This is a genomic window from Micromonospora sp. NPDC050686 (assembly GCF_040654475.1).
Classification (GTDB): domain Bacteria; phylum Actinomycetota; class Actinomycetes; order Mycobacteriales; family Micromonosporaceae; genus Micromonospora.
Window position 1 is genome coordinate 100800 of sequence record NZ_JBFAID010000002.1, and the last position, 26030, is coordinate 126829.

The 26030-nt window shown below is 73.8% G+C and carries 24 protein-coding genes; 16 read left to right on the plus strand and 8 right to left on the minus strand.

Annotation, left to right across the window (positions count from 1 at the left end; translation table 11 throughout):
• Positions 1–96: 96 nt before the first annotated feature.
• Both AB0H57_RS02620 and AB0H57_RS02625 read right to left on the minus strand, forming a co-directional pair.
• Entirely contained in the window at positions 97–1266 is a 1170-nt protein-coding gene (locus AB0H57_RS02620) for an NADH-quinone oxidoreductase subunit D (protein ID WP_357501902.1), read from the minus strand.
• The gene (locus AB0H57_RS02625; RefSeq protein WP_357502304.1) at positions 1263–2345 is read right to left on the minus strand and encodes an SAM-dependent methyltransferase; all 1083 of its coding nucleotides are present in this window, start codon (positions 2343–2345) and stop codon (positions 1263–1265) included. The genes AB0H57_RS02620 and AB0H57_RS02625 overlap by 4 nt, the downstream gene beginning before the upstream one ends.
• 205 nt (positions 2346–2550) lie before the next feature.
• On the opposite strand from AB0H57_RS02625, the gene AB0H57_RS02630 reads away from it, so the two are divergent.
• From AB0H57_RS02630 to AB0H57_RS02660, 7 genes are all read left to right on the plus strand, one after another.
• Entirely contained in the window at positions 2551–3543 is a 993-nt protein-coding gene (locus AB0H57_RS02630) for a Rossmann-like and DUF2520 domain-containing protein (RefSeq protein ID WP_357501904.1), read from the plus strand.
• The gene (gene panC / locus AB0H57_RS02635) at positions 3518–4366 is read left to right on the plus strand and encodes a pantoate--beta-alanine ligase (RefSeq protein ID WP_357501906.1); all 849 of its coding nucleotides are present in this window, start codon (positions 3518–3520) and stop codon (positions 4364–4366) included. Before AB0H57_RS02630 ends, panC begins: the two co-directional genes overlap by 26 nt.
• Positions 4367–4396: 30 nt before the next feature.
• Positions 4397–4816 (plus strand): aspartate 1-decarboxylase, encoded by a 420-nt coding sequence (gene panD / locus AB0H57_RS02640; protein WP_357501908.1) that lies wholly within the window; start codon positions 4397–4399, stop codon positions 4814–4816.
• 155 nt (positions 4817–4971) lie between these two features.
• A complete protein-coding gene (locus tag AB0H57_RS02645; RefSeq protein WP_357501910.1) occupies positions 4972–5865 on the plus strand; it encodes a septum formation family protein in 894 nt (297 codons plus the stop codon).
• Between the two features lie 62 nt (positions 5866–5927).
• Positions 5928–7619 (plus strand): L-aspartate oxidase, encoded by a 1692-nt coding sequence (locus tag AB0H57_RS02650; protein WP_357501912.1) that lies wholly within the window; start codon positions 5928–5930, stop codon positions 7617–7619.
• Between the two features lie 34 nt (positions 7620–7653).
• The gene (gene nadC, locus AB0H57_RS02655) at positions 7654–8559 is read left to right on the plus strand and encodes a carboxylating nicotinate-nucleotide diphosphorylase (protein ID WP_357501914.1); all 906 of its coding nucleotides are present in this window, start codon (positions 7654–7656) and stop codon (positions 8557–8559) included.
• 9 nt (positions 8560–8568) lie between these two features.
• Positions 8569–9327 carry a type III pantothenate kinase gene (locus AB0H57_RS02660; protein WP_357501916.1) on the plus strand — a complete coding sequence of 253 codons (759 nt, stop codon included), beginning with the start codon at positions 8569–8571 and terminating at the stop codon, positions 9325–9327.
• Positions 9328–9332: 5 nt separating this feature from the next.
• On the opposite strand, the gene AB0H57_RS02665 is transcribed toward AB0H57_RS02660, so the two are convergent.
• On the minus strand, positions 9333–9482 hold the full coding sequence (locus AB0H57_RS02665; protein ID WP_357501918.1) for a hypothetical protein: 150 nt from the start codon (positions 9480–9482) through the stop codon (positions 9333–9335).
• A gap of 92 nt (positions 9483–9574) precedes the next feature.
• Here AB0H57_RS02665 and lysS point away from each other — a divergent pair, with 92 nt between their 5' ends.
• The 3 genes from lysS (at position 9575) to AB0H57_RS02680 (ending at position 14625) form a co-directional block, all read left to right on the plus strand.
• Complete coding sequence (gene lysS / locus AB0H57_RS02670) at positions 9575–11083, plus strand: lysine--tRNA ligase (protein ID WP_357501920.1); 1509 nt, start codon at positions 9575–9577, stop codon at positions 11081–11083.
• Between the two features lie 110 nt (positions 11084–11193).
• Positions 11194–11544 (plus strand): Lsr2 family protein, encoded by a 351-nt coding sequence (locus tag AB0H57_RS02675; RefSeq protein ID WP_308042562.1) that lies wholly within the window; start codon positions 11194–11196, stop codon positions 11542–11544.
• A gap of 546 nt (positions 11545–12090) precedes the next feature.
• Entirely contained in the window at positions 12091–14625 is a 2535-nt protein-coding gene (locus AB0H57_RS02680) for an ATP-dependent Clp protease ATP-binding subunit (protein WP_357501922.1), read from the plus strand.
• A gap of 310 nt (positions 14626–14935) precedes the next feature.
• Here AB0H57_RS02680 and AB0H57_RS02685 read toward each other — a convergent pair whose 3' ends face one another.
• Positions 14936–15838 carry an A/G-specific adenine glycosylase gene (locus AB0H57_RS02685; protein ID WP_357501924.1) on the minus strand — a complete coding sequence of 301 codons (903 nt, stop codon included), beginning with the start codon at positions 15836–15838 and terminating at the stop codon, positions 14936–14938.
• Positions 15839–15934: 96 nt separating this feature from the next.
• Between AB0H57_RS02685 and AB0H57_RS02690 the strand changes: the two genes are divergently transcribed.
• The 3 genes from AB0H57_RS02690 to AB0H57_RS02700 all read left to right on the plus strand — a co-directional run bounded on the left by AB0H57_RS02690 (position 15935) and on the right by AB0H57_RS02700 (position 18141).
• On the plus strand, positions 15935–16447 hold the full coding sequence (locus AB0H57_RS02690) for an ACT domain-containing protein (RefSeq protein ID WP_357501926.1): 513 nt from the start codon (positions 15935–15937) through the stop codon (positions 16445–16447).
• Positions 16444–17010 carry a peptide deformylase gene (locus AB0H57_RS02695; protein WP_357501928.1) on the plus strand — a complete coding sequence of 189 codons (567 nt, stop codon included), beginning with the start codon at positions 16444–16446 and terminating at the stop codon, positions 17008–17010. Before AB0H57_RS02690 ends, AB0H57_RS02695 begins: the two co-directional genes overlap by 4 nt.
• Positions 17011–17322: 312 nt before the next feature.
• Entirely contained in the window at positions 17323–18141 is an 819-nt protein-coding gene (locus AB0H57_RS02700; RefSeq protein WP_357501929.1) for a hypothetical protein, read from the plus strand.
• A 45-nt stretch (positions 18142–18186) separates the two neighbouring features.
• Here the strand turns inward: AB0H57_RS02700 and disA are convergent, their stop codons facing one another.
• The 4 genes from disA to AB0H57_RS02720 form a co-directional block, all read right to left on the minus strand.
• Positions 18187–19374 (minus strand): DNA integrity scanning diadenylate cyclase DisA, encoded by a 1188-nt coding sequence (disA, locus tag AB0H57_RS02705; RefSeq protein ID WP_357501931.1) that lies wholly within the window; start codon positions 19372–19374, stop codon positions 18187–18189.
• A 141-nt stretch (positions 19375–19515) separates the two neighbouring features.
• On the minus strand, positions 19516–20964 hold the full coding sequence (gene radA / locus AB0H57_RS02710) for a DNA repair protein RadA (protein WP_357501933.1): 1449 nt from the start codon (positions 20962–20964) through the stop codon (positions 19516–19518).
• A 107-nt stretch (positions 20965–21071) separates the two neighbouring features.
• Positions 21072–21839, minus strand: coding sequence for a hypothetical protein (locus AB0H57_RS02715; RefSeq protein WP_357501935.1), 768 nt, complete (start codon positions 21837–21839; stop codon positions 21072–21074).
• 135 nt (positions 21840–21974) lie between these two features.
• Positions 21975–22814: a UbiA family prenyltransferase gene (locus tag AB0H57_RS02720; protein WP_357501937.1), complete on the minus strand. Its 840-nt coding sequence runs from the start codon at positions 22812–22814 to the stop codon at positions 21975–21977.
• 45 nt (positions 22815–22859) lie between these two features.
• Between AB0H57_RS02720 and AB0H57_RS02725 the strand changes: the two genes are divergently transcribed.
• The 3 genes from AB0H57_RS02725 (at position 22860) to AB0H57_RS02735 (ending at position 26028) form a co-directional block, all read left to right on the plus strand.
• Positions 22860–23612, plus strand: coding sequence for a methyltransferase domain-containing protein (locus AB0H57_RS02725; protein ID WP_357501939.1), 753 nt, complete (start codon positions 22860–22862; stop codon positions 23610–23612).
• Positions 23613–23657: 45 nt separating this feature from the next.
• Positions 23658–24824 carry an acyl-CoA dehydrogenase family protein gene (locus AB0H57_RS02730; RefSeq protein ID WP_357501941.1) on the plus strand — a complete coding sequence of 389 codons (1167 nt, stop codon included), beginning with the start codon at positions 23658–23660 and terminating at the stop codon, positions 24822–24824.
• A 142-nt stretch (positions 24825–24966) separates the two neighbouring features.
• Entirely contained in the window at positions 24967–26028 is a 1062-nt protein-coding gene (locus AB0H57_RS02735) for a type III polyketide synthase (protein ID WP_357501943.1), read from the plus strand.
• Positions 26029–26030 lie beyond the last annotated feature (2 nt).

Consider the following 26030-nt stretch of genomic DNA (forward strand, 5'->3'; position numbering starts at 1 on the left):
CGTTCCGCCCGCGCGAGAACGCGCCGCGCGAGAACGGGCCGGCCCGCCCGCGCGAGGCGCGACGGCTGGCCGGCGAAGCGCGACCGCCGGGCCGGGTCACTTGTCGATGTCGCCGACCACGAAGAACATCGAGCCGAGGATGGCGATCAGGTCCGGCACCAGGCAGCCGGGGAGCAGCGTCGCCAGCGCCTGCACGTTGGCGTACGACGCGGTGCGCAGCTTGAGCCGCCAGGGCGTCTTCTCCCCTCGGGAGACCAGGTAGTAGCCGTTGATGCCGAGCGGGTTCTCGGTCCAGGCGTAGGTGTGTCCCTCGGGGGCCTTGAGCACCTTGGGCAGCCGGGTGTTCACCGGCCCGGTGAGCCGGTCGACCCGCTCCAGGCACTGCTCGGCGAGGTCGAGCGAGGCGTACACCTGGTCGAGCAGCACCTCGAAGCGGGCGTGGCAGTCCCCGGCGGTCTTGGTCACCACCGGGACGTCCAGCTCTCCGTACGCCAGGTAGGGCTCGTCCCGGCGCAGGTCCAGGTCCAGCCCGGAGGCCCGGGCGACCGGCCCGGAGGCGCCGAACGCGGCGGCGTCGGCCGCCGGGAGGACGCCCACCCCGACGGTGCGGGCCAGGAAGATGTCGTTGCGGCGGATCAGGTTGTCCAGGTCCGGCATCCGCCGGCGCACCTCGCCGATGGCGGCCCGGGCCCGCCCGGTCCAGCCCGCCGGCACCTCCTCCTTCAGGCCGCCGACCCGGTTGAACATGTAGTGGATCCGGCCGCCGGAGACCTCCTCCATCACCGCCTGGATGGTCTCCCGCTCCCGGAAGGCGTAGAACATCGGCGTGATCGCGCCGATCTCCAGCGGGTACGAGCCGAGGAACATCAGGTGGTTGAGCACCCGGTTCAGCTCGGCCAGCGCGGTGCGCAGCCAGACCGCCCGCTCGGGCACCTCCATGCCCATCAGCCGCTCGACCGCGAGCACCACGCCCAGCTCATTGGAGAACGCGGACAGCCAGTCGTGCCGGTTGGCCAGCACGATGATCTGCCGGTAGTCGCGGACCTCGAAGAGCTTCTCCGCCCCTCGGTGCATGTAGCCGATGATCGGTTCGGCGGAGACCACCCGCTCGCCGTCGAGCACCAGCTTCAGCCGGAGCACGCCGTGCGTGGACGGGTGCTGCGGGCCGATGTTGAGCACCATGTCGGCGCCGAGCTGCTCGCCGCCGGCGCCGGTGCCGACGGTCAGCTCGCGGAGGTCGGCGGCGTCCGTGGTCATGCCCGTCATCGTGCCATGGGCGTCGGCAGCGCGACGCCGACCGGTTGCAGCAGCCATCGGTGCCCGCCGAGGCCGGCCGGGTCGGTCAGCTCGGCCACCGCCGACGCGGCGGCCAGCGCCCGCAGGTAGCCGGCGGGGTCGCGGGAGGCCAGCGCCAGCGGCGGTCGGCCGCCGTCGGCTCCGAGCGCCCGCAGCGCCTCCCGCTGGAAGACCAGGTTGTACGCACACCGGGCGACCCGCTCACCGGCGGAGGCGACCGAGTCCAGGGCGACGTGCGCGGTGACGTCGCAGGACCCGTCCGGCACCGGCGGCACCTGCCGCCCGTCCCGGTACCCGGTCAACGTCCCACCCACCGGCCGATCCCCCCGCAGATGCCCGTAGTCAACGGCCAGAGCCACCCCCCGCGCCACCTTCCCCACCGCCCCCGCCCAGGCCTCGTCCCGCGCCCGCCCGATCTCCGCCCGCCCCACCGTGGCGTTGACCGTCGCGTCGATCAAGGAGTTTGCGTCGGAATGGGGCCCGGAACCGGACCCAAACTCCTTGATCAACGGGGCTGGTGGGGGTGGGGTTGGGGTGGGCCACCAGTGGTGGAGCCAGGCCGCGTCCTGGGGGGCCAGTTGGGGGCCTTGGCGTTCTTTGCCGGTGCTGGGGTCTACGAGGAGGTAGTGCCAGCCGGTGTGGGTGTGAACGGCGAGGTCGAGGGGGACGTTGTCGAGCCATTCGGTGGCGAGGAGGAGACCGGTGATGTTGGCGGGAATGTCGGTGCGCCAGTCGATCTCGGGGGGCAGGTCGGCGGGGCGGGGGGCCTGCTCGACGGCGGTGAGACGTACCCGCTGGGCGAGCGGGACCGGCGCGGTGGGTGACTGCCCGGCGGCGGCCGACAGCGCCCGCAACAGTTCGCCCTGACCGGCGCCCACATCGACCACCTCGAAGCGGGCGGGGTGGCCGAGCGCGCGGTCCACCGACTCGACCAGCCGCAGCAGGCAGGAGACGAAGACCGGCGACGCGTGGACGCTGGTGCGGAAGTGGGCGGCCGGCCCTCGGCCGGCGACGAAGAAGCCCCCGGGCCCGTAGAGCGCCCGGTCCATCGCCACCCGCCAGGGCAGCCACTCGGTGGAGGTCACCCGCCGACGGTACGGCCCCCGGCCAGCCCCGGGACGGACACCCGAAGCGACGGCTGAAACCCCTTTGGTACGGCCGGTGAAGGTTTTCACACATCCTTGTCTTCGTTCCGTAACCCCGGCGCATACTTGCCATCGACCGGTACCCCCTTCGAGGACTGGATCGATTGCCATGAGCGCACCGTCGCGCCCGCGCCCGGCCGCCCCGCGCGGGGCCGCCGCGGCACCGGGCGGCGCCCCCTCCGGCGCCCCGTTCGTCCCTCCCCGCACCCTCACCGTCGGCGTGCTCGGCGCCGGCCGGGTCGGTGCCGTGCTGGGCGCGGCCCTCGCCGCCGCCGGGCACCGGGTGGTGGCCGCCTCCGGCGTCTCTGGCGCCGCGAAGGCCAGGATCGCGCTGCTGCTCCCCGAGGCCCGCAACCGCTCCGCCACCTCGGTCGCCCGTGCCGCCACCGACCTGCTGGTCGTCGCCGTCCCGGACGACGCGCTGGCCGCCGTGGTCGCCGGCCTGGCCCGGACCGGCGCGCTCCGGCCCGGCCAGGTGATCGCGCACACCTCGGGCGCGCACGGGCTGGCCGTGCTCGACCCGGCCGTCGCCGTCGGCGCCCGGCCGCTGGCCCTGCACCCCGCGATGACCTTCACCGGTACGCCGGAGGACCTGGGCCGGCTGGCCGGCATCTCGTACGGGGTGACCGCCCCGGCCGAACTGCGCCCGTTCGCCGCCCGGCTCGTCGCCGACCTCGGCGGGGTGCCCGAGTGGGTGGGCGAGGCGGACCGCCCGCTCTACCACGCGGCGCTGGCGCACGGCGCGAACCACCTGGTCACCCTGGTCAACGAGGCGGCCGACCGGCTGCGCGACGCCGGGGTGGACCGGCCGGAGAAGGTGCTCGCCCCACTGCTGCGGGCGGCGCTGGAAAACGCTCTGCGGCTGGGGGACGACGCGCTGACCGGGCCGGTGTCGCGGGGCGACGCGGGCACCGTACGCCGGCACCTGGAGCGGCTGGCCGCGACCGCGCCGGAATCCCTGGCCCCCTACCTGGCGTTGGCCCGACGGACGGCGGACCGGGCGATCGCCGCCGGCCGGCTGCGCCCGGCGGACGCGGAACCGCTGCTGGACGTGCTGAGCGGAAAGGGGGCACCACATGATGGAGCTCGTGCACACGCGTGACGAACTGGCCAAGGCGCGGGCGGGGCTGACCGGCACCGTCGGCGTGGTGATGACCATGGGCGCGCTGCACGCCGGGCACGAGACGCTGCTGCGGGCCGCCCGCGAGCAGGCCGACCACGTCCTCGTCACGATCTTCGTCAACCCGCTGCAGTTCGGCCCGAACGAGGACTTCGACCGCTACCCGCGCACCCTGGACGCGGACCTGGAGATCTGCCGGCGGGCCGGCGCGGACCTGGTCTTCGCCCCGTCGGTGGCCGACATGTACCCAGACGGCCAGCCGCGGGTCCGGGTGAATCCGGGCCAGCTCGGCGAGGACCTGGAGGGGCAGAGCCGGCTCGGTTTCTTCCACGGCGTGCTCACCGTGGTCCTGAAGCTGCTCCAGCTCACCCGTCCCGACCTGGCCTTCTTCGGCGAGAAGGACTACCAGCAGCTCACCCTGGTCCGGCGGATGGTGCGCGACCTCGACGTGCCGGTGGAGATCGTCGGCGTGCCGACCGTACGGGAGCCGGACGGGTTGGCCCGGTCCAGCCGCAACCGCTACCTCTCCGCCCCGGAGCGGCAGGCGGCGCTGAGCCTCTCCGCCGCGCTGCGGGCCGGCGTCGAGGCGGCCGAGCGGGGCGGGGACGCGGCCGCGGTGCTGACCGCCGCCCACCGTGCCTTCGATGCCGGTCCGCCCGGCGCCCGGCTGGACTACCTGGTGCTCACCGACGCCGACCTGGAGCCGGGTCCGGTCGCCGGACCGGCCCGGCTGCTGGTCGCGGCCTGGGCCGGCGCGACCCGGCTGATCGACAACGCGGGCCTCGAACTCGCCCCGCGCCCCTGACCGCCCACCACCGCCGCTGAGAGGCAGCCGATGTTCCGCACCATGCTCAAGTCGAAGATCCACCGGGCCACGGTGACCCAGGCCGACCTGCACTACGTCGGTTCGGTGACGGTGGACCAGGACCTGCTCGACGCCGCCGACCTGCTGCCGGGGGAGCAGGTGGCGATCGTGGACATCACCAACGGGGCGCGGCTGGAGACGTACGTGATCCCGGGCGAGCGGGGCAGCGGCGTGATCGGCATCAACGGCGCCGCCGCCCACCTGGTGCACCCCGGTGACCTGGTCATCCTCATCTCGTACGGGCAGTTTGACGACGCCGAGGCGCGCACGTACCAGCCCCGGGTGGTGCACGTGGACGCCGCCAACAAGGTGGTCGAGCTGAACGCCGACCCGGCCACCGCCGCCCCCGGCACCGCCGGCGCCCCCATCCCCAACCCACTTGCGGTGTAAGGAGGGGGTCCCGGTCAACGCATTCTGTAATGGCGGGGGTCCCGCCTAACACCTCGGGCCATCTCGCGCGCCGAATCCGGTCTGTCACGGGAAGGTCATTTCCGGTTACCCTGAGGGCGCCGTCGGGTGACGGTCGCCGGCTGGGGGAGGCCGCGGTGCGCAGGGTGCTGACGTCACTGGCCGCGGCGATCACCGTGGCCGTGCTGGTCGCCTGCGCCACCCCGACCGGCCTCGACGGCGACCTGACCGACGACTGGGCCGCGCTGCCGGCGGCCGCCCCGTTCACCCCGGCCGCCGGGGAGTGCCAGCTGGCCGACTTCGCCGACCCGGTCACCCTGGCCGACTACCAACCGGTCGGCTGCGCGGTGCCGCACCGGGTGGAGACCGTCCACGTCGGCACCTTCCCGGCCGGGCGGGCCGTCCCGCCCGCCGGCGGCTCGACGGAGCTGCGGGGCGCGTTCGCCGAGTGCGACACCCGGGCCACCGGGTACGTCGGCGACGACTGGCGGGCCGGGCGGCTCCGGCTGGCGGTGGCGCTGCCCTCCCGGCCCGGCTGGACGGCGGGCTCCCGCTGGTACCGCTGTGACCTCAGCGAGGTGAACACGGTGGAGGCGGCGGGGACGGTGGTGATCCGTACCGGCAGCCTGCGCGACGCGCTGAAGGGCGCCTCCGTGCTGCGGCTGGGCTGCCAGCAGACCCGGGCCGGCGGCGGCCGGCAGGTGCACCGGCTGCTCCCGGTGCCCTGCGGCACCCGGCACGACGCCGAGTTCGTCGGCGTGTGGCGGGCGCCGGACCGCCCGTACCCGGTGGCGCAGGCCGACTGGGCGCCGCTCTACGCCGGCTGCAACACGGTGCTCAGCCGGTACGTCGGGGTGCCGAACGACCGGGTCCTGCCGATCCGCAGCGCGGTCGTGGTCCGGCCGCCGGGGGCGGGTCGCTGGGGCGTCGGCGACCGCGGGGTCCGCTGCTACCTCTGGCTCAGCCACCGTACGGTGACCGGCTCGCTGAAGGGTGCCGGGCCGGCCGCGCTGCCGCCCAGGACGAGGTAGCCGAAACCACTCGTCCCGCCCCCGCCGCCCGTGGTGAGGGGCCTTCGGGTTGACTGTCAGGCATGGACCTGTCGAGCGTCGAGCTGCCCGAACTGCCGAGGCTGCTGGCCGCGCCCGCACCCGGCTGGGTGGAGACCACCGACGTGATCGTGGTGGGCTCCGGCGTCGCCGGGCTCACCGCCGCGCTGCACCTGCGCGAGGCGGGTCTGCACGTCACCGTGGTCACCAAGGTCGACATGGACGAGGGCTCGACCCGCTGGGCGCAGGGCGGTATCGCCGCGGTGCTCGACCCGGCGGACACCCCCGCCGCGCACGCGTACGACACCGAGCTGGCCGGCGTCGGGCTCTGCGACCCGTCGGCGGTGCGGGTGCTGGTGGAGGAGGGGCCGACCCGGCTGCGCGAGCTGATGCGGATCGGCGCGGCGTTCGACCGCAACTCGGACGGCTCGCTGATGCTCACCCGCGAGGGCGGCCACCGGGCCGACCGGATCGTGCACGCCGGCGGCGACGCCACCGGCGCGGAGGTGCAGCGGGCGCTGCACGCCGCGGTCGGCCGCGACCCGTGGATCCGGCTGGTCGAGCACGCGCTGGTGCTGGACCTGCTCCGCGCGCCCGGTGACGGGCCGGACGGGCTCGGCCCCGCCTGCGGGATCACCCTGCACGTGCTCGGCGAGGGCAGCGAGGACGGCGTCGGCGCGATTCTGGCCCGGGCGGTGGTGCTGGCGACCGGCGGCATGGGCCAGGTCTTCGCGGCCACCACCAATCCGGCGGTTTCCACCGGCGACGGGGTGGCGCTGGCGATGCGGGCCGGCGCGGCGGTGACCGACGTGGAGTTCGTCCAGTTCCACCCGACCGCGCTGATCGTTCCCGAGCCCGCCCGGGTGCCCGGTGCCGGCCTGGCCCAGCAGCCGCTGGTCTCCGAGGCGCTGCGCGGCGAGGGCGCGTACCTGGTGGACGCCGACGGCAAGCGGTTCATGGTGGGGCGGCACGAGCTGGCCGAGCTGGCTCCCCGGGACGTGGTGGCCAAGGGCATCCACCGGGTGCTGCTGGCCACCGGGGCGGATCACGTGTTCCTGGACGCCCGCCACCTCGGCGCGGATTTCCTGGCCGGGCGGTTCCCGACCATCGTCGCCTCCTGCCTGGCGATCGGCGTGGATCCGGCCGTCGACCTGATTCCGGTCGCCCCGGCCGCCCACTACGCCTCCGGTGGGGTCCGCACCGACCTGCGGGGCCGCACCTCCATCCCCGGCCTGTACGCCTGCGGCGAGGTCGCCTGCACCGGCGTGCACGGCGCCAACCGGTTGGCCAGCAACTCGTTGCTGGAGGGGCTGGTGTTCTCCCGCCGGATCGCCGACGACATCGCGGCCGGGCTGCCCGAGCAGGCGAAGCCGGCGGAGACGGGCGCCTGGGTGGGCGGCGGCGGCTGGGCGGTGCCGGCGGCCGGTACGGCGCCCCTGCAACGGGCGATGACCCGGGGCGCGGGGGTGCTCCGCTCGGCGGATTCCCTCGCCGCGACCGCCGCCACGCTGACCGGGCTGGGCGAGGAACGGGGTGTCCCGCGGACCGCCGACTGGGAGGCGACGAACCTGATCACCGTGGCCTCGACGCTGGTCGCCGCGGCGTACGCCCGGCGGGAGACGCGGGGTTGCCACTGGCGGGAGGACTTCCCGGCGGCCGACGACCGGTGGCGGGGCCACCTGGTCGGCGGGATCGGGCCGGCGGGCCGGTTGACCGAGCGCTGGCAGGAGAAGTGAGCCGGGGCAGGCGCGGAGGAGAGGGGAAGCGGTCGTGAGGGTGTCCACGCAGCGGGAGCTGACGGCCGCCGGGCTGGACCCGGCGCAGGTACGGCGGGTGATCGAGGGCGCGCTGGTCGAGGACCTGGGGCCGGGTTTCCTCGATGTCACCAGCGTCGCCACCATCCCGGCCGGGCAGGCCGACACCGCGGATCTGGTGGCCCGCGCGGACGGGGTGGTGGCCGGGCTGGCCGTGGCGGCGGCCGTGTTCGAGCTGGTCGGCGAGGTGACCGGGGCGGAGCGTACGGTCGAGGTGTCGTTGGTGGCCCACGACGGGCAGCGGGTGGCGCGCGGCGACGTGCTGGCCACGGTGGCCGGCCCGACCCGGCTGCTGCTGACCGCCGAGCGCACCGCGCTGAACCTGCTCTGCCGGATGTCCGGGGTGGCGACGCACACCCGGGCCTGGGCGGACGCCCTGGCCGGCACGAAGGCGATGGTGTTGGACACCCGCAAGACCACGCCCGGGCTGCGGGCCCTGGAGAAGTACGCGGTCCGGACCGGCGGCGGCACCAACAAACGGATGGGCCTGCACGACGTCGCCATGATCAAGGACAACCACAAGCTGGCCGCCGGGGGCGTGGGCCCGGCCTACCGGCGGGTGTTGGAGGCGTTCCCCGACGTGCCGGTGCAGGTCGAGGTGGACACCCTGGCCGAGGCGGTGGAGGCGGTCGAGGCGGGCGCGGACTTCCTGCTGCTGGACAACATGACCCCGGCGCAGCTGCGCGAGGTGGTCGCGGCGGTGGGCGACCGGGCCGAGCTGGAGGCGACCGGCGGGTTGACCCTGCCGGTGGCCGCCGAGTACGGGGCGACCGGGGTGGACTTCCTGTCGGTGGGCGCGCTGACCCACTCCTCGCCGATCCTGGACATCGCCCTGGATCTGCGGGCCGCGAGCGGGGTCTAGGCTGCCAGCGTGCTGCTCTGCATCGACATCGGGAACACCAACACCGTGCTGGCGACCTTCGACGGCGACAAGCTGGTGCACTCGTGGCGGATCAAGACCGACGCCCGTTCGACGGCGGACGAGCTGGGTCTGATGTTCCGCGGGCTGCTGGCCGGTGACGCCGTGGAGATCACCGGGGTGGCCGCCTGCTCGACGGTGCCCGCCGCGCTCCGCTCGCTGCGCGCGATGCTGTCCCGCTACTACACCGACCTGCCCAGCGTGATCGTCGAGCCGGGCGTCCGCACCGGAGTGCAGCTCGCCATCGACAACCCGAAGGAGGTCGGCTCCGACCGGGTGGTGAACACGCTGGCCGCGTACACCCTCTACGGCGGGCCGTCGATCGTGGTGGACTTCGGCACCACCACCAACTTCGACGTGATCAGTGCCCGGGGCGAGTTCCTCGGCGGGGCGTTCGCGCCCGGCATCGAGATCTCCTTCGACGCGCTGGCCGCCCGCGCCGCGCAGCTGCGCAAGGTGGAGGCGACGAAACCCCGCTCGGTGATCGGCAAGAACACCGTGGAGTGCCTCCAGTCGGGTCTCTACTTCGGCTTCGCCGGGCAGGTCGACCGGATCGTCGAGCGGATGTCCGAGGAGTTGGGCGGGGTGACGGCGGTGATCGCCACCGGCGGGCTGGCCGCCCTCGTGCTGAGCGAGTGCACGACGATCACCCATCACGAGCCGATGATCACCCTGATCGGCCTGCGGATGGTGTACGACCGCAACACCTGAGGCGGTCAGCGGCGGCGGGCGCCAGGACCACGGTCCGGTACGGCAGCTCGATGCTCTCCCGCCCAGCGCAGCGCGGCCTGCGGGTAGCGGGGCCGGTGTCGGTCGTACTCCGCGGCGGCGGCACCGAACGACAGCGCCTGAGTGGGGTCCGTCATGGCCGGGAGGTTATCCGGTAACACCCGGCAGAGCGCTTGAGTACGCTCATGGGCTGACCCGCCGATGTTCCCCAGGCCTGAGGAAGCGTGCCGTGACCGAGCAGAACGCTGTGCCAGTCGACCCCGCCGACGACCTTCCCGAGCAGATGAAGGTCCGCCGGGAGAAGCGGGACCGGATGCTCGCCGACGGCGTGCAGCCGTACCCGGTCGGCTTCCCCCGCACCGCCACCCTGGCCGAGGTCCGCGCCAGGTACGCCGAGCTGCCCACCGACACCGCCACCGGGGACAAGGTCTCGGTCACCGGCCGGGTGATCTTCGTCCGGAACACCGGCAAGCTCTGCTTCGCCACCCTGCGGGACGGCGACGGCACCGAACTCCAGGCGATGCTCTCCCTGGACCGGGTCGGCGCCGAGCGGCTCGACGACTGGAAGCGCCTGGTCGACCTGGGCGACCACGTCGGCGTCACCGGCGAGGTGATCACCAGCCGCCGGGGCGAGCTCTCGGTGCTGGCCGACGAGTGGGCGGTCACCGCGAAGGCGCTGCGCCCGCTGCCGGTGGCGCACAAGCCGTTGAGCGAGGAGGCCCGGGTCCGCCAGCGGTACGTGGACCTGATCGTCCGGCCGCAGGCCCGGCAGATGGTCCGTACCCGGGCGGCGACGGTGCGCAGTCTGCGCGACTCGCTGCACGGCGAGGGATTCATCGAGGTCGAGACGCCGATGCTCCAGTTGCTGCACGGTGGTGCGGCGGCCCGCCCATTCGTGACCCACAGCAATGCGCTGGACACCGATCTGTATCTGCGAATCGCACCGGAGCTTTATCTCAAGCGGGCGGTGGTCGGCGGCGTCGACCGGGTCTTCGAGATCAACCGCAACTTCCGTAATGAGGGTGTCGACTCTTCGCACTCGCCGGAGTTCGCGATGCTCGAGACCTACCAGGCGTACGGCGACTACGACACGATGGCCGAGTTGACCCGCAATCTGGTGCAGCGTGCGGCGATCGCGGTCAGCGGCTCGACGGTGGTCACCCACGCCGACGGCCGCGAGTTCGACCTGGGCGGCGAGTGGCGTTCGGTGACCCTGTTCGGTGTTCTTTCCGAGGCGCTCGGCGAAGAGGTCAACGTGCACACCGAGCACGCCAAGCTGGTGGAGTACGCGGACAAGGTGGGCCTGGCCGTCGATCCCAAGTGGGGGTCGGGCAAGCTCGCCGAGGAACTCTTCGAGGAATTGGTCGTGCCGGGGTTGCAGGCGCCGACCTTCGTCCGGGACTACCCGGAGGAGACCAGCCCGCTCACCCGCGCGCACCGCAGCGAGCCGGGGCTGGCCGAGAAGTGGGACCTGTACGTCCTCGGGTTCGAGCTGGGTACCGCGTACTCGGAGCTGGTCGACCCGGTGGTGCAGCGGGAGCGGCTGGTGGCGCAGGCGCAGCTCGCCGCCCGCGGTGACGACGAGGCGATGCGGCTCGACGAGGACTTTCTCCGGGCGATGGAGTACGGAATGCCGCCGGCCGGTGGCATGGGAATGGGAATCGACCGACTCCTGATGGCGCTGACCGGCCTCGGTATTCGGGAAACGATCCTCTTCCCGTTGGTCCGCCCCGAGTAGCGCCGGACGCTTCTTCTCCGGCTCGTTACCGCATCCTATTGACGCGGCAACCATCGGGCGGGTTATTGTGCTCCCATTGCAGGACACCCTGCTCGAAAGGAATGTGGGACGTGGCCAAGCAGATCATTCACAAGCTGGTCGATGACCTGGACGGCGGGGACGCTGACGAGACCGTCAAGTTCGCGCTCGACGGAGTTCAGTACGAGATCGACCTCTCGGCCGCCAACGCCGAGAAATTGCGTGACGTATTCGCGCCGTACGTCGGGGCCGGCACGAAGGTGGGACGCGGCGGTGTCGTGGTCGGCGGCCGGGCCGCGCGCGGCCGGGGTGGCGCCACCGCCGACCGCGAGCAGAACAAGGCGATCCGCACGTGGGCCAAGAAGGCCGGCAAGGATATTTCCGACCGGGGCCGCATCCCCCAGGAGATCGTCGACGAGTACCACTCGAAGGCGGGCCACTGACCGGGGAGCATTTCACGGGCGACACCGACGCCGGGCCGGACCTTGTCTCCGGGCCGGCGTCGCCTGTTCTCAGCGCGCCGAAGTATCCGCCGCCGGCATCCTCATCACTTATGTCATGCCAAGTCCGTTTCGACCGTCGAGTCCCCGCGGGTCGCCACCCGGGCCGACCTCTCGGGAACAGGGCGGGGGTGGCGGGCGTTGTCCACAGCCGGTGGGGATTCCGTCCACAGCCTGTGGACGACCGCAGGCCGGCAGTGTCGCCGGTCGGACCGGTGCCCGGTCGCCGCCGTGGGGCGTCCACCGGTCCCGGCGGCCGGGGCAGCGAATTTCGCTCTGCGCGTACAGGTAGGGGCCCCGGAACACCTCCTGAGCGCGGATGGTTGACAGAAACGACGCGTACGCGGCTTTTGGCGGGGACACACGACCTCAGCGGAGTCGGTCCGCGGCGATAGAGTAATGAGGCACGGACGCCCGTCCCGGACGTCCGCGCACCGGCCCCGCCGAGATCCGACATCAAGGCGCACGGCACGTGAGGAGCACGAGGGCATGTTCGAGCGGTTCACCGACCGAGCGCGACGGGTTGTCGTCCTGGCCCAAGAAGAGGCCCGGATGCTCAACCACAACTACATCGGTACGGAGCACATCCTGCTGGGCCTGATCCACGAGGGTGAGGGCGTCGCGGCAAAGGCCCTGGAGAGCCTCGGCATCTCCCTTGAGGGCGTCCGCCAGCAGGTCGAGGAGATCATCGGCCAGGGCCAGCAGGCGCCGAGCGGGCACATCCCGTTCACGCCGCGGGCCAAGAAGGTGCTGGAGCTGTCGCTGCGCGAGGCGCTGCAGCTCGGCCACAACTACATCGGCACCGAGCACATCCTGCTCGGCCTGATCCGTGAGGGCGAGGGCGTGGCCGCCCAGGTGCTGGTCAAGCTCGGCGCCGACCTCAACCGGGTGCGCCAGCAGGTGATCCAGCTGCTCTCCGGCTATCAGGGCAAGGAGCCGGCCGCCGCGGGCGCCGCGCCGGGCGAGGCCGCGCCGTCGACCAGCCTGGTGCTGGACCAGTTCGGCCGGAACCTGACCCAGGCCGCCCGCGAGGGCAAGCTCGACCCGGTGATCGGGCGCGAGAAGGAGATCGAGCGGGTCATGCAGGTGCTGTCCCGCCGCACCAAGAACAACCCGGTCCTGATCGGTGAGCCCGGCGTGGGCAAGACCGCCGTGGTGGAGGGGTTGTCCCAAAAGATCATCAAGGGCGAGGTGCCCGAGACGCTGAAGGACAAGCAGCTCTACACCCTCGACCTCGGCGCGCTGGTCGCCGGCTCCCGCTACCGCGGTGACTTCGAGGAGCGCCTCAAGAAGGTGCTCAAGGAGATCCGCACCCGGGGCGACATCATCCTCTTCATCGACGAGATCCACACCCTGGTGGGTGCGGGTGCCGCCGAGGGCGCGATCGACGCCGCCAGCATCCTCAAGCCGATGCTGGCCCGTGGCGAGCTGCAGACCATCGGCGCCACCACGCTCGACGAGTACCGCAAGCACCTGGAGAAGGACGCCGCCCTGGAGCGCCGCTTCCAGCCGATCCAGGTGGGTGAGCCGTCGCTGGCCCACACCATCGAGATCCTCAAGGGGCTGCGGGACCGCTACGAGGCGCACCACCGCGTCTCGATCACGGACGCAGCTCTCGTGGCGGCCGCAACTCTGGCCGATCGATACATCTCCGACCGGTTCCTGCCGGACAAGGCGATCGACCTGATCGACGAGGCCGGCGCCCGGATGCGCATCCGCCGGATGACCGCGCCGCCAGACCTGCGTGACTTCGACGAGCGGATCGCCAACGTGCGCCGCGACAAGGAGTCCGCGATCGACGCGCAGGACTTCGAGCGGGCCGCCCAGCTCCGCGACAAGGAGAAGCAACTGCTCGGCCAGAAGGCCCAGCGGGAGAAGGAGTGGAAGGCCGGTGACCTGGACGTCGTCAGCGAGGTCGACGACGAGCAGATCGCCGAGGTGCTCGGCAACTGGACCGGCATCCCGGTCTACAAGCTGACCGAGGAGGAGACCTCGCGCCTGCTGCGCATGGAGGACGAGCTGCACAAGCGCGTCATCGGCCAGGAGGACGCGGTCAAGGCGGTCTCGAAGGCGATCCGGCGGACCCGGGCCGGCCTGAAGGACCCGAAGCGCCCGTCCGGCTCGTTCATCTTCGCCGGCCCGTCCGGTGTCGGTAAGACCGAGCTGTCCAAGGCGCTCGCCGAGTTCCTCTTCGGCAGCGAGGACGCCCTCATCCAGCTGGACATGTCCGAGTTCCACGACCGGTACACGGTGTCCCGGCTGGTGGGTGCCCCTCCCGGCTACGTCGGCTACGACGAGGGCGGGCAGCTGACCGAGAAGGTGCGGCGCCGGCCGTTCTCGGTGGTCCTCTTCGACGAGATCGAGAAGGCCCACCCGGACGTGTTCAACACGCTGCTCCAGATCCTGGAGGACGGGCGGCTGACCGACGGCCAGGGCCGGATCGTGGACTTCAAGAACACGGTCATCATCCTGACCACCAACCTCGGCACCCGCGACGTCGCCAAGGCGGTCTCGCTGGGCTTCCAGGCCTCCGAGGACTCCGAGTCGAACTACGACCGGATGAAGCAGAAGGTCAACGACGAGCTCAAGCAGCACTTCCGGCCTGAGTTCCTGAACCGGATCGACGACACCATCGTCTTCCACCAGCTGCGTCAGCAGGAGATCCTGTCGATCGTGGACATCATGATCCAGCGGATCGAGACCCAGCTGCGGAACAAGGACATGGGCCTGGAGCTGACCGACAACGCCAAGAAGTACCTGGCGAAGAAGGGCTTCGACCCGGTGCTGGGCGCCCGTCCGCTGCGTCGGACGATCCAGCGCGACATCGAGGACAACCTCTCCGAGCGGATCCTCTTCAACGAGCTGACCCCGGGTCAGATCGTGGTGGTGGACTGCGAGGGCGACCCGGAGGACATCGACAAGTCCAAGCTCGTCTTCCACGGCGCGGACAAGCCGGTGGACGTGCCGGACGCCGTCCCGGCCGACCTCGGCGCAGCCACGGGGGCCGACGACGCGGCGGCGTAACGCACGACAGGCAAGGTGACAGGGCGACGGCCCCGGCAGGCGAAAGCCTCCGGGGCCGTCGCCTTTCTGCGCTCAGCGGAGCCCGGCTGCCCCCGCCCCGGCCGCTGACGACGCGGTGTACGTCAGGCGGGGGCTGTCCTGGGTTGAGATGGTGCGGTATGCGGCAAGCCGGGCTGCCCAGGCTTGGGGATGGGGGCGGGGTGCGGCAGGCGGGCTGACCCCGGCTCGCGGGGGCACGGTTTCCGGCAGGTCGGCCCCTCGGCACGCCAGGGAGCGCCCGAGGCGCGGCAAGCTGGGGCGTCGCGCGGCGTCAGCCGGGCAGCGGCACCGGTGGGCCGTCGCCGACCAGTCGGAAGGCGTCCTCGCCGACCGGCTCGACCAGCCCGTCGATGACCAGCCCGGACAGCGCCCGGGCCCGCTGTACGTCGTCCCGCCACACCTGGTCGAGGCGTTGGTGCGGCACCGGGCCGGTGGTCTCCCGCAGCACCGCGAGCAGCAGGCCGCGTACCTGCCGGTCGGTGCCCGCGTACCGCTGGGGCCGCCGGGTCGGGCCGGCGGGCGCCTCCCGGCCGGAGGCCCGCCAGGCGCAGCTCGCCTCGACCGGGCAGGCCGCGCAGCGCGGCGAACGGGCGGTGCAGATCACCGCCCCGAGTTCCATGAAGGCGGCGCTGGCCAGCGCGGCGGCGGCCGGCTCCGCGGGCAGCAACTCCTCGCAGGCGACCAGGTCCGCGGGGCGGGTGGTCGGGCCGGCGTCGGGCTCGCCGGCGATCGCCCGGCAGACCACCCGGCGCACGTTGGTGTCGACCACAGGGTGCCGCTGCCCGTACGCGAAAGCCGCCACCGCCCGGGCGGTGTAGGTCCCCACCCCGGGCAGTGCCAGCAGCTGGTCCAGCCGGTCGGGCACCTCGCCGCCGTGCCGCTCGACGATCGCCACCGCGCAGTCGCGCAGGCGCACCGCCCGGCGGGGATAGCCGAGCCGTCCCCACATCCGGATCGCCTCGGCCGGGGAGTCGGCGGCCAACGCGGCCGGGTCCGGCCAGCGCTCCAGCCAGGCGTGCCAGGCGGGCAGCACCCGGACCACCGGCGTCTGCTGGAGCATGACCTCGCTGACCAGGATCGGCCAGGCGCCCACCCCGGGTACGCGCCAGGGCAGGTCGCGGGCGTTCTGCTCGTACCACCGGCTGACCAGGGTGGCGAAAGTGGGCTCGGACATCGCGCCGCCGATCATGTCACGGCGGGCCTTCCCGCCCGTTGGGCGGGCGGGGCGGGGCGTCGCCACCGCGCCGGCCCGATCGGGGAGAATGCCCGGATGAACGAGCTCGCGATCACCGTCATCGGCCGGGACCGGCCGGGCATCGTGGCCGACGTCGCGGAGGTGCTCGCCCGGCTCGGGGCGAACCTCACCGACTCGACGATGACCCGGCTGCGGGGACACTTCGCGATGACCCTGATCTGCGCCGGCCCGGCCGCCGCCGATGTCGAGGCCGCGCTGGCGCCGCTCGCCGCTGAGGGCCGGCTGGTGGCGACCGTACGCGCGGTCACCCCGGACGGCGCGGCGACGCCCACCGGCGAGCCGTACGTGATGTCGGTGCACGGGGCGGACCGGTTGGGCATCGTCGCGGCGATGACCCGGGTGCTGGCCGACGCCGGCGGCAACGTCACCGACCTGAGCACCCGGCTGGCCGGTCCGCTCTACGTGGTGGTGGCCGAGGTCGAGTTGCCGCCCGGCAGCGCCGGTGAGCTGGCCGGGCGGCTGTCCCGCGCCGCCGCCGAGTTGGGTGTCGAGGTCAGCCTCCGGCCGGCGGACCCGGACCTGCTGTGAGCGAGCCGGAGGAGTACGTCGGCCTCGGCGGCTGGACCCCGGAGGAGCTGGGCCGGCCCGGCGAGGTGCGGCCGGTGGTGTCGGCGCCCGATCCGGTGCTCAGCCGGCCCGGCCCGGAGGTCGACCCCACGTCTGACGAGGTGGTACGCCTCGCCGCCGACCTGATCGCCACCATGCGCGTGTCGCCGGGCTGCGTCGGTCTGGCCGCACCGCAGGTCGGGGTCTCCGCGCGGGTCTTCGCGGTGGACGTCACCGGTCACCCGAAGGCGCTGACCGTGCACGGCGCCTTCGTGCTGTGCAATGCCCGGGTGGGGGAGGCGAGCCGGTGGAAGGCCGGCCGGGAGGGCTGCATGTCGGTGCCCGACCTGACCGGTGACGTCAAGCGGGCCGGTCGGCTGGTGGTCGAGGGCGTGCTGCCGGGCAGCGGCAGGGCGGTGCGGCTGGTCACCGACGGGTTCGAGGCGCGGGCGTTGCAGCACGAGATCGATCACTGCGCGGGCCTGCTCTTCCTGGACCGGGTGGCCGGCGCGCACGCGGTCTACCAACGCAAGGTCTACCTGTGAGCGCGAGGAGTGCAGCGCAGCGGAGCCCCGCAGTCGCGAACGAAGGTGGGCTCCGGTGAGCGCGAGGAGTGCAGCGCAGCGGAGCCCCGCAGTCGCGAACGAAAGTGGACTCCTGTGAGCGCGAGGAGTGCAGCGCAGCGGAGCCCCGCAGTCGCGAACGAAAGGGGACTCCTGTGAGCGGGGCGTCGCTCACTCACAGTGAGAGGTCGGCGTCGGGTGCCGTCCCGAGTGGAGGGTTTGCGCGGTGAGCCGGGCCCGACCCGGCGCGTCGTTCCCGCCCGCCGGCCGGTACGCCGCTACGGTGGGGGCATCATGCGAATGACGGTCGGCCCCCTGCCACCCGCCGTGTACTGGCGGCGTCGCGCGGTCGTACTCGGAGCGGGGCTTCTGTTCCTGATTGTTCTGCTCTACTCCTGCCAGGGCTCCGATCCCGGCGGCACACCGGAGGGGCGTTCGACGCCTACCCCGGGGTCGACCGCCACCGCGGGCCCGGATCCCTCCGGGTCGGTGCTGACGCCGCAGTCCGGCGGCCCGGGCGGCTCCGGCTCGAACGGTGGCTCGGGCACGAACGGTGGCTCCGGCTCGAACGGCGGCTCGGGCACGAACGGTGGCTCGGGCACGAACGACGGTTCGACGGGTGGTTCCGGCTCGAACGGCGGCGCGACGGGCGGCTCCGGCTCGAACGGTGGCTCGGGCACGGGGAACGTCGCCCCGGTCGCCGACGAGGGGACCTGCACCGACGCCGAGATCTCGGTGCGGGCGAGCGCCCAGCCGGCGGAGGCGACGCAGGGCAACCGGGTCGACCTGACCCTCATCATCAAGAACAGCTCGTCGCGCACCTGCAACCGGGACGTCGGCGCCGACGCCCAGGAGCTCTACGTCAAGGCCGGCGCGGCGAAGGTCTGGTCGTCGGACACCTGCGGCACTGGCAAGGGTTCGGAGGTGCGATCGCTCGTCCCGAACGCCGAGCGTTCCTACACCATCACCTGGAACGGGCGGGACACCTCCCGGTGCGCCAGCGGCCTGGCCGCCGGGCCGTACGCGCCGGCCGGGACGTACGAGGTGCTCGCCCGGGTCGGCACGAAGCTGAGCGAGCCGGTGCAGCTGATCGTCCACGGCAGCGGCAGCTGACCGGTCGGCCGGCGGCATCCGCGCTGGCCGCCGGCCGGGCCGGGATCAGACGTACCGCTCCAGGATGGACGCCTCGGCGAGCCGCGACAGCCCCTCCCGGACCCCGCGGGCCCGGGCGTCGCCGACGCCCTCCACGGCTTGCAGGTCCTCGACGGTGGCACCGAGCAACCGTTGCAGGCTGCCGAAGTGCACCACCAGCCGGTCCACCACGGCCACGGGGAGCCGGGGCACCTTGGCCAGCAGCCGGAAGCCGCGCGGGCTGACCGCCGCGTCCAGGGCGTCCGACGCCGACGGGTAACCGATGGCCTTGGCGACCGCCACCAGGTCGATCAGCTCGGTGGCGCCCAGCAGGTCCAGTTCGACGAGCGCTTCGTCGAGGGTGCGCGGGCGGCGGCCGGCGGGCAGGTAGTCCCGGATGACCAGGGTGCGATCGGCGTCCACCCCGGCCATCAGCTCGTCGAGCTGCAGGGCGAGCAGCCGGCCGTCGGTGCCCAGCTCGACCACGTAACCGGCGATCTCGTCGGCGATCCGGCGCACCATCTCCAGCCGCTGCACCACGGCCACGGCGTCCCGCACGGTGACCAGGTCCTCGATCTCCAGGGCGGAGAGGGTGCCAGAGACCTCGTCGAGCCGCAGCTTGTAGCGCTCCAGGGTGGCCAGCGCCTGGTTGGCCCGGGAGAGGATCGCGGCGGAGTCGTCCAGCACGTGCCGCTGACCGTTGACGTAGAGGCTGATGATCCGCATCGACTGGCTCACCGAGATGACCGGGTAACCGGTCTGCCGGGCCACCCGCTCGGCCGTGCGGTGCCGGGTGCCCGACTCCTCGGTCGGGATGGCCGGGTCGGGCATCAGGTGCACCGCGGCCCGCACGATGCGGGTGCCGTCGCTGGACAGGACCACGGCGCCGTCCATCTTGCACAGCTCGCGGACCCGGGTGGCGGAGAACTCCACGTCGAGCGGGAAGCCGCCGGTGCAGATCTGCTCGACCACCTTGTCGTAGCCGAGGACGATGAGCGCACCGGTGCGGCCGCGCAGGATGCGTTCCAGGCCGTCGCGCAGGGCGGTGCCCGGCGCCATCAGGGCCAGATTGGCGCGGAGCGGGTCAGCCCCGGGCCCGCCGCCGACGGTCCCGGTCACGCTGACGCTGATCGGGCGGGCGGGCGAACCCACGGTACCGGTGCGGGCGTGCGGCATCGCGCCGGCAGGCTTGGTGGCATCGCGGTCGATCGGCACGGGCACAGTCTACGGACTGCCCTGCGGTGGGTGCTGTCGCGGTTACTGTGATGTGTCACGATGTCCCCTTCGGGCCGCCGCGCCCCGCGCGGTGAGCTGTCCGGTATCGCCCCGGTCCGGCCATCCAACCAACAGGCTTGCTCACTCCGCCGACGCCCTGGCCGCGGCCTGGAGGGCCGACCGGACGTTCGTGACCTCGATCACCCGCATGTTCTCCGGGGCCACCCCGCTGCTGTCCGGGCCGCAGCCGGGAGGCACCAGGGCCAACCGGAACCCCAGCCGGGCGGCCTCGGCCAGCCGGCGGGGCACCGCCCCCACCCGGCGTACCTCCCCGGTCAACCCGACCTCGCCGATCGCCACCAGGTGCGGGGCGAGGGCCAGGTTGAGCCCGCCCGAGGCTACCGCCAGCGCCACCGCCAGGTCGGCGGCCGGCTCCACCACCCGGATGCCGCCCACCGTCGCCGCGAACACCTCCCGGTCGTGCAGCGTCATCCGCTCGGTACGCCGCTGGAGCACCGCCAGCACCATGGCCAGCCGCGCCCCGTCCAGCCCGGACACCGTGCGCCGGGGCGAGCCGGCCACGGTCGCCCCGATCAGCGCCTGGACCTCGGTGACCAGCGCCCGGCGCCCCTCCATCGCCACCGTGACGCAGGTGCCGGGGACCGGCTCGGAGTAGCGGGTGAGGAAGAGCCCGGACGGGTCGGCCAGGCTGCTGATGCCGCCCTCGTGCATCTCGAAGCAGCCCACCTCGTCGGCCGCGCCGAACCGGTTCTTGACGCCGCGCACCATCCGCAGCGAGGAGTGCTTGTCGCCCTCGAAGTGCAGCACCACGTCGACCAGGTGCTCCAGCACCCGGGGACCGGCGACCTGGCCGTCCTTGGTCACGTGGCCGACCAGCACGGTGGCGATGCCGCGCTCCTTGGCGACCGCGACCAGGGCGGCGGTGACCGCCCGGACCTGGGTGACGCCGCCGGGCACCCCCTCGGTGCCGGTGGTGGAGATGGTCTGCACCGAGTCGAGCACCAGCAGCCCCGGCTTGACCGCGTCGAGGTGGCCGAGCACCGCGCCCAGGTCGCTCTCGGCCGCCAGGTAGAGCTGGTCGTGCAGGGTGCCCATCCGCTCGGCCCGGAGCCGGACCTGGCTGACCGACTCCTCGCCGCTGACCACCAGCGACGGGCTGCCCGCGCCGGCCGCCCACTGCTGGGCCACGTCGAGCAGCAGGGTCGACTTGCCCACGCCGGGCTCACCGGCCAGCAGCACCACCGCGCCGGGCACCAGGCCGCCGCCGAGCACCCGGTCCAGCTCGCTGACGCCGGTGGGCCGGGCCCGCGCCGGGGCGGCGCTGATGGTGGCGATCGGCCGGGCCGGCTCGGCCGGGAGCCGCGAGCTGACCACCTTGCCGGAGACCAGCGGGCCGGTGACGGTGCACTCGACGACCGACCCCCACTCGCCGCACTCGGGGCAGCGCCCCACCCACTTCGGCGGCTGGTGGCCGCAGGCGTCGCACTCGTAGGCCGGCCGGGGCTCGCGGGCGGCGGCCCGCCCGCGGGAGCCGCCGGCCCGGGCGGAGGTCGATCGGGAGGTGGTCACCCCCCGGACGCTATCCGCCCGCTACGACGAAATCCCATCGGAGACGTGAACACCGCCGGCGTGGTGTTCCCCACGCCGGCGGTGCGGTGACCTGTCGCCGGTACGGCTCAGCCGTGGCCCGCCGAGCCACCCTCCTTGCCCAGGCCGCCCTCGCGGCTGATGATCGGGGAGGCCGGGGCGTTCGGGGTGAGCGGGACGCCGACCGGGGCCGGGGTGCGGACCGTCCGGCCGTTGCCGAAGTCGAAGGTCAGGTTGACCTGCTGGCCGGAGAGCAGGTCGTCGTTGAGCCCGACCAGCTGTAGGAACCGGCCGCCGCCGGTGGTGTTGAGCTGCACGTAGCCGAGCGCCGGGATCTCGAGCCGGGCGGGCTCGCCGGCCGGGGCCGACTCACTCGCCGAGGCCGACGGGCTGGCCGACCCCGACGGGCTGGCCGACTCCGATGGGCCCGCGCCCAGCGACTGGCTCGGCGACGCGCTCGGGTTGGTCGCGGTGGGCGACGCGGAGGCGGGCTCGGTGGGGGACCCGCTCGGGCTGGCCACCGCGCCGCTCGGGGTGGCGCCGGTGAGCAGGATCTCCCGCGCGCTGTCGGTGGTGACGGTGACGGTGACCGGCTGCTCGCTGTCGTTGTAGATCACGACGTTGAGCGGCGCGTTGCCGCCCGACCGGTAGCCCTCGACGCCGGGGTACTGCACGTAGAGGCCGCGCACCTTGTACAGGTTGTCGGAGGTCTGGACGTTGATGCCCTGGACCGACGGGATCTTGTTGGCGGTCTCGGCCACCTGACCGGTGCCACACCCGGACAGCAGCAGGCTTGCCGCCGCCGTACCGGCCAGCAGCAGGGCCGCCCGCCCGGAACCCCTGATCGAGCGCGTCACGTCGGTCCTCCTCGTCACGATCCTCACCCGGCGTCGTCCGGGAGCGGTGGCCATACCCGCGCAGACCGCGCTCCAGGGTAGTTGGACCTGATCGAGGGCCGCACGCCGACCCGGCAATGCCACCTGGGCGGGCGGTCAGACCACCCGGCCGCTCGCCACCAGCAGCGCCACGTCGATCAGCGCCACCAGCATCACCGCCCGGAACGCCGCCACCTGACGACCGCCGGCCCGGGCCGTGGCGCGGCCCGCGTACCAACCGAGGGCCGGCGCGACGACGGCCGCCGCCACTGCCGCCAGCCCGACCCACGACGGCGGCCCGGGGGGCCCCAGGACCAGGGTGGCGGTCGCCGCGAGCAGCAGCGCGGCGGCGGCCGCCCGGCTGCCCGCCGCGCCCAGCCGCTGCGGCAGCCCGCGCACCCCGGTCCGGGCGTCGTCGGCCAGGTCGGGCAGCACGTTGGCGAAGTGCGCCCCGGCGCCCAGGCAGGCCGCCGCGGCGACCAGCCAGACCGGGGGTGCCGGCGCGCCGGGCAGCGCCAGCACCACGAAGGCGGGCAAGGTGCCGAACGACACCGCGTACGGCAGCACCGACAGCGGGGTCGACTTCAGCGGCCAGTCGTAGAGCAGCGCGGCGGCCAGCCCGACGGTGGCCCAGAACGCCGCGGCCGGGCCGGTTGTCGAGGCGAGCACCGGGGTGGCCACCGCGGCCACCGCCGCGCCCACGGCCACGGTGCGCCGCCGGACCGCGCCCACCGCCACCGGCTTGTCGGTACGCCCCACCGCGGCGTCCCGCCCCGCGTCCAGCGCGTCGTTGGCCCAGCCCACCGCGAGTTGGCTGGCCAGCACGGTGAGCGCGACGGCGGTGATGCCGCCCGCCCGGTGGCCGGCCCCCCAGGCGAGCAGCCCGGCGACCGCGGTGACCGCGGCGGTCGGTTCCGGATGGCTGGCCTTGAGCAGCCCTGACACCGAGGACGACATGTGGAAAGTCTGGCCGTTGGCGGGTAGTCGTGCCAGGCTCGGTCCATGGGAGACACAGCGCCGGTGTCCAGTCCGCCCCGGGTGCTGCCCCGCAACGATCCCCGGCAGTACGACGAGCTGGCCGACGAGTGGTGGCGGCCGGACGGCGCGTTCGCGATGCTGCACTGGCTGGCCGAGGCGCGGGCCGCGCTGGTGCCGCCCGCGTCCCGGCCCGGTGCCCTGCTGGTCGACCTCGGCTGCGGCGCCGGGCTGCTCGCCCCGCACCTGACCGGCAAGGGCTACCGGCACGTCGGGGTGGACCTGACCCGCTCCGCCCTGGGCCAGGCCACCGCGCACGGGGTGACCGTGGTCAACGGCGACGCCATCGCGGTGCCGCTGGCGGACGGCTGCGCCGACGTGGTCGCCGCCGGTGAGCTGCTGGAGCACGTGCCAGATTGGCGGCGCGCCGTGGGTGAGGCGTGCCGGCTGCTGCGGCCGGGCGGCCTGCTGGTGCTGGACACGCTCAACGACACCGTGGTGAGCCGGCTGGTGGCGGTCCACATCGGGGAGCGGCTGCCCACCGTGCCGCGCGGCATCCACGATCCACGGTTGTTCGTGGACGCCCGCGAGCTGGTTGCCGAGTGCGCCCGGCGCGGCGTGTCGCTGCGGGTGCGCGGGGTCCGCCCCGGGCTGCGCGGGATGCTGGGCTGGCTGGTCCGCCGGGCCCGCGGGGTGGGGCCGTCGGGGCGCGCGCCCCGGATCGTGCCGACCTGGTCCACCGCCGTGCTGTACCAGGGGCGCGGTCGCCGGCAGGGATAGCGCGGCCGGGACCGGGTAGAGGGGACGCCGAGAAGGGGGCGGGGAATGACGGTGCACGCGCTGGAGGCGGCTCGCCGGTTGGCGCCGCGGTTCGCCGCCCGGGCGGCCGGGCACGACCGGGACGGCACCTTCCCGGTGGACGACTTCGCCGACCTGCGGGAGGCCGGCCTGTTCGGCCTGATGGTGCCCCGCGAGCTGGGTGGTGCGGGCGCCAGCTTCGCCGAGTACGCCGCGGTCGCCACCGAGCTGGCCCGGGGCAACGGCGCCACGGCGCTGGTGTTCAACATGCACGCCTCGGTCACCGGCGCCCTGGGCGCGGTCACCGAGGAACTGGCCGAGGCGCTCGGCGTACCTGAGGAGGCGCTGGCCGCGCGGGACCGGCTGCTGCGGGCGGCGGCCGAGGGGGCGTGGTACGCGGTGGCGATGAGCGAGCGCGGCGCCGGTGCCCGGTTGTCGCAGCTCAGCACGGTCTACGAGGCGGTCGACGGCGGCTGGCATATCAAGGGCGGCAAGACGTTCTGCTCCGGCGCCGGCCACCCGGACGGCTACCTGGTGGCCGCGCGCAGCGCCACCGACCAGTCGGTGGTCTCGCAGTTCCTGGTGCCGGCCGGGGACGGGCTCACCGTGGAACCGACCTGGGACGCGCTCGGCATGCGCGCCACCGCCTCGCACGACCTGCACCTGGACGTGACCGTCCCGGCGGACCGGCTGCTCGGCGGGGTGGAGGGGCTGGCCCTGGTGGTCGCCCAGCTGATGCCGCACTGGCTGGTGGCCAGCTACGCGGCGGTCTACGTCGGGGTGGCCCGGGCGGCCGTCGACGCGGCGGCCGAGCACCTGAACGCCCGGAACCTGGTCGGCCTGCCCGCGGTGCGCGCCCGGCTCGGCCGGGCCGACGCGGCCGTCGCGGCGGCGCAGCTCACCGTGGCCGAGGCGGCCCGCCGGGTGGACGAGGCGCCGGGTGACGCGGAGACCAACCGGTGGGTGTGGCGGGCCAAGCTGCTGGCCGGCACCACCGCCGCCGACGTGGCGGCGTCCATGCTGGAGGCGGCGGGCACCTCGGCCACCCGACGGGGCCACCCGTTGGAGCGGCTGTACCGGGACGCCCGCTGCGGCTCGTTGCACCCCGCCACCTCGGACGTGTGCGCCGACTGGCTCGGTGTCGCGGCCCTGGGCGGCGACCCGGACCGCGACGGGTCGGCTCCTCGTTGGTGAATACGCGGCCCGCCGACGCCGGCCGGTGGCGGGGGCCGGAGCGCCGCCCGGGTCGGGCCGGCCGGTACGGGTGGACGCGGTGACCGCGCCGGTGGGCGAGACCGGTGGGTCGTGGGCAGCACCGACGAAAAGGGGTGGGGACATGGCGGTGCCGGTGATCGCGGGCCTCGGTACGGCCCATCCGCCGACGGCCGGGCAGGGCGAGCTCTGGGACGGCTTCTTCGCGCGGCACTTCTCCGGCGCCACCCGGGCGCTGGCCCAGCGGATCTTCGCCAATTCGGGGGTGTCCCGCCGGCAGGCGGCGGTCAACCCGCTGCTGGAGGACGTGTCGGACTGGCCGACCGAGCGGCGGATGCGGCGTTACCAGGTGGAGGCGCTGCCGCTGGGCAAGGAGGCGGTGGGGCGGGCGCTGACCGACGCCGGCCTGGACGCCGGGGACGTGGGCCTCTTCGTGGTCTGCTCGTGCACCGGGTACGCCACCCCGGGGCTGGACATCCTGCTCGCCCGGGACCTCGGCATGGCGCCGGACACGCAGCGGATGTTCGTCGGGCACATGGGCTGCTATGCCGCCCTGCCGGGGCTCGGCGCGGCGAGCGACTTCGTCACCGCCCGGGGCCGGCCGGCCCTGCTGCTCTGCGCCGAGCTGACCAGCCTGCACATCCAGCCAGCCTCGGCCCGGGTGGACACCCAGCAGATCGTCTCGCACGCGCTCTTCTCCGACGCGGCGGTGGCCGCGGTGCTCGTGCCCGATGCGCCGGACGGGCCGGGCGGCTACGCGGTCCGCGAGGTCACCTCGGTCACCGACGCGTCGACCGCCGACCACATGACCTGGGAGGTCACCGACACCGGCTTCCGGATGGGGCTGTCCCCGAAGGTGCCGCAGGTGCTCTCGACGCACGTCGCCAGCCTGGTCGACGACCTGCTGGCCCGGCACGGCGGCGAGCGGCACGAGGTGGACGGCTGGGCGGTGCACCCGGGCGGCCCGCGCATCCTGAACGTGGTGGAGCGGGAGCTCGCGCTGCCGCCGGCGGGGCTGGCGGCGTCCCGGGGGGTGCTGGCCGAGCACGGCAACTGCTCGTCGCCCACGGTGCTGCTGATCCTGGACCGGCTGGCCCGGTCCGCGGCCCCGCCCCGGCGGATCGTGATGCTCGCGTTCGGACCGGGGCTGACCCTCTATGCGGCGCTGTTGGAGCGCACCGGCTGATC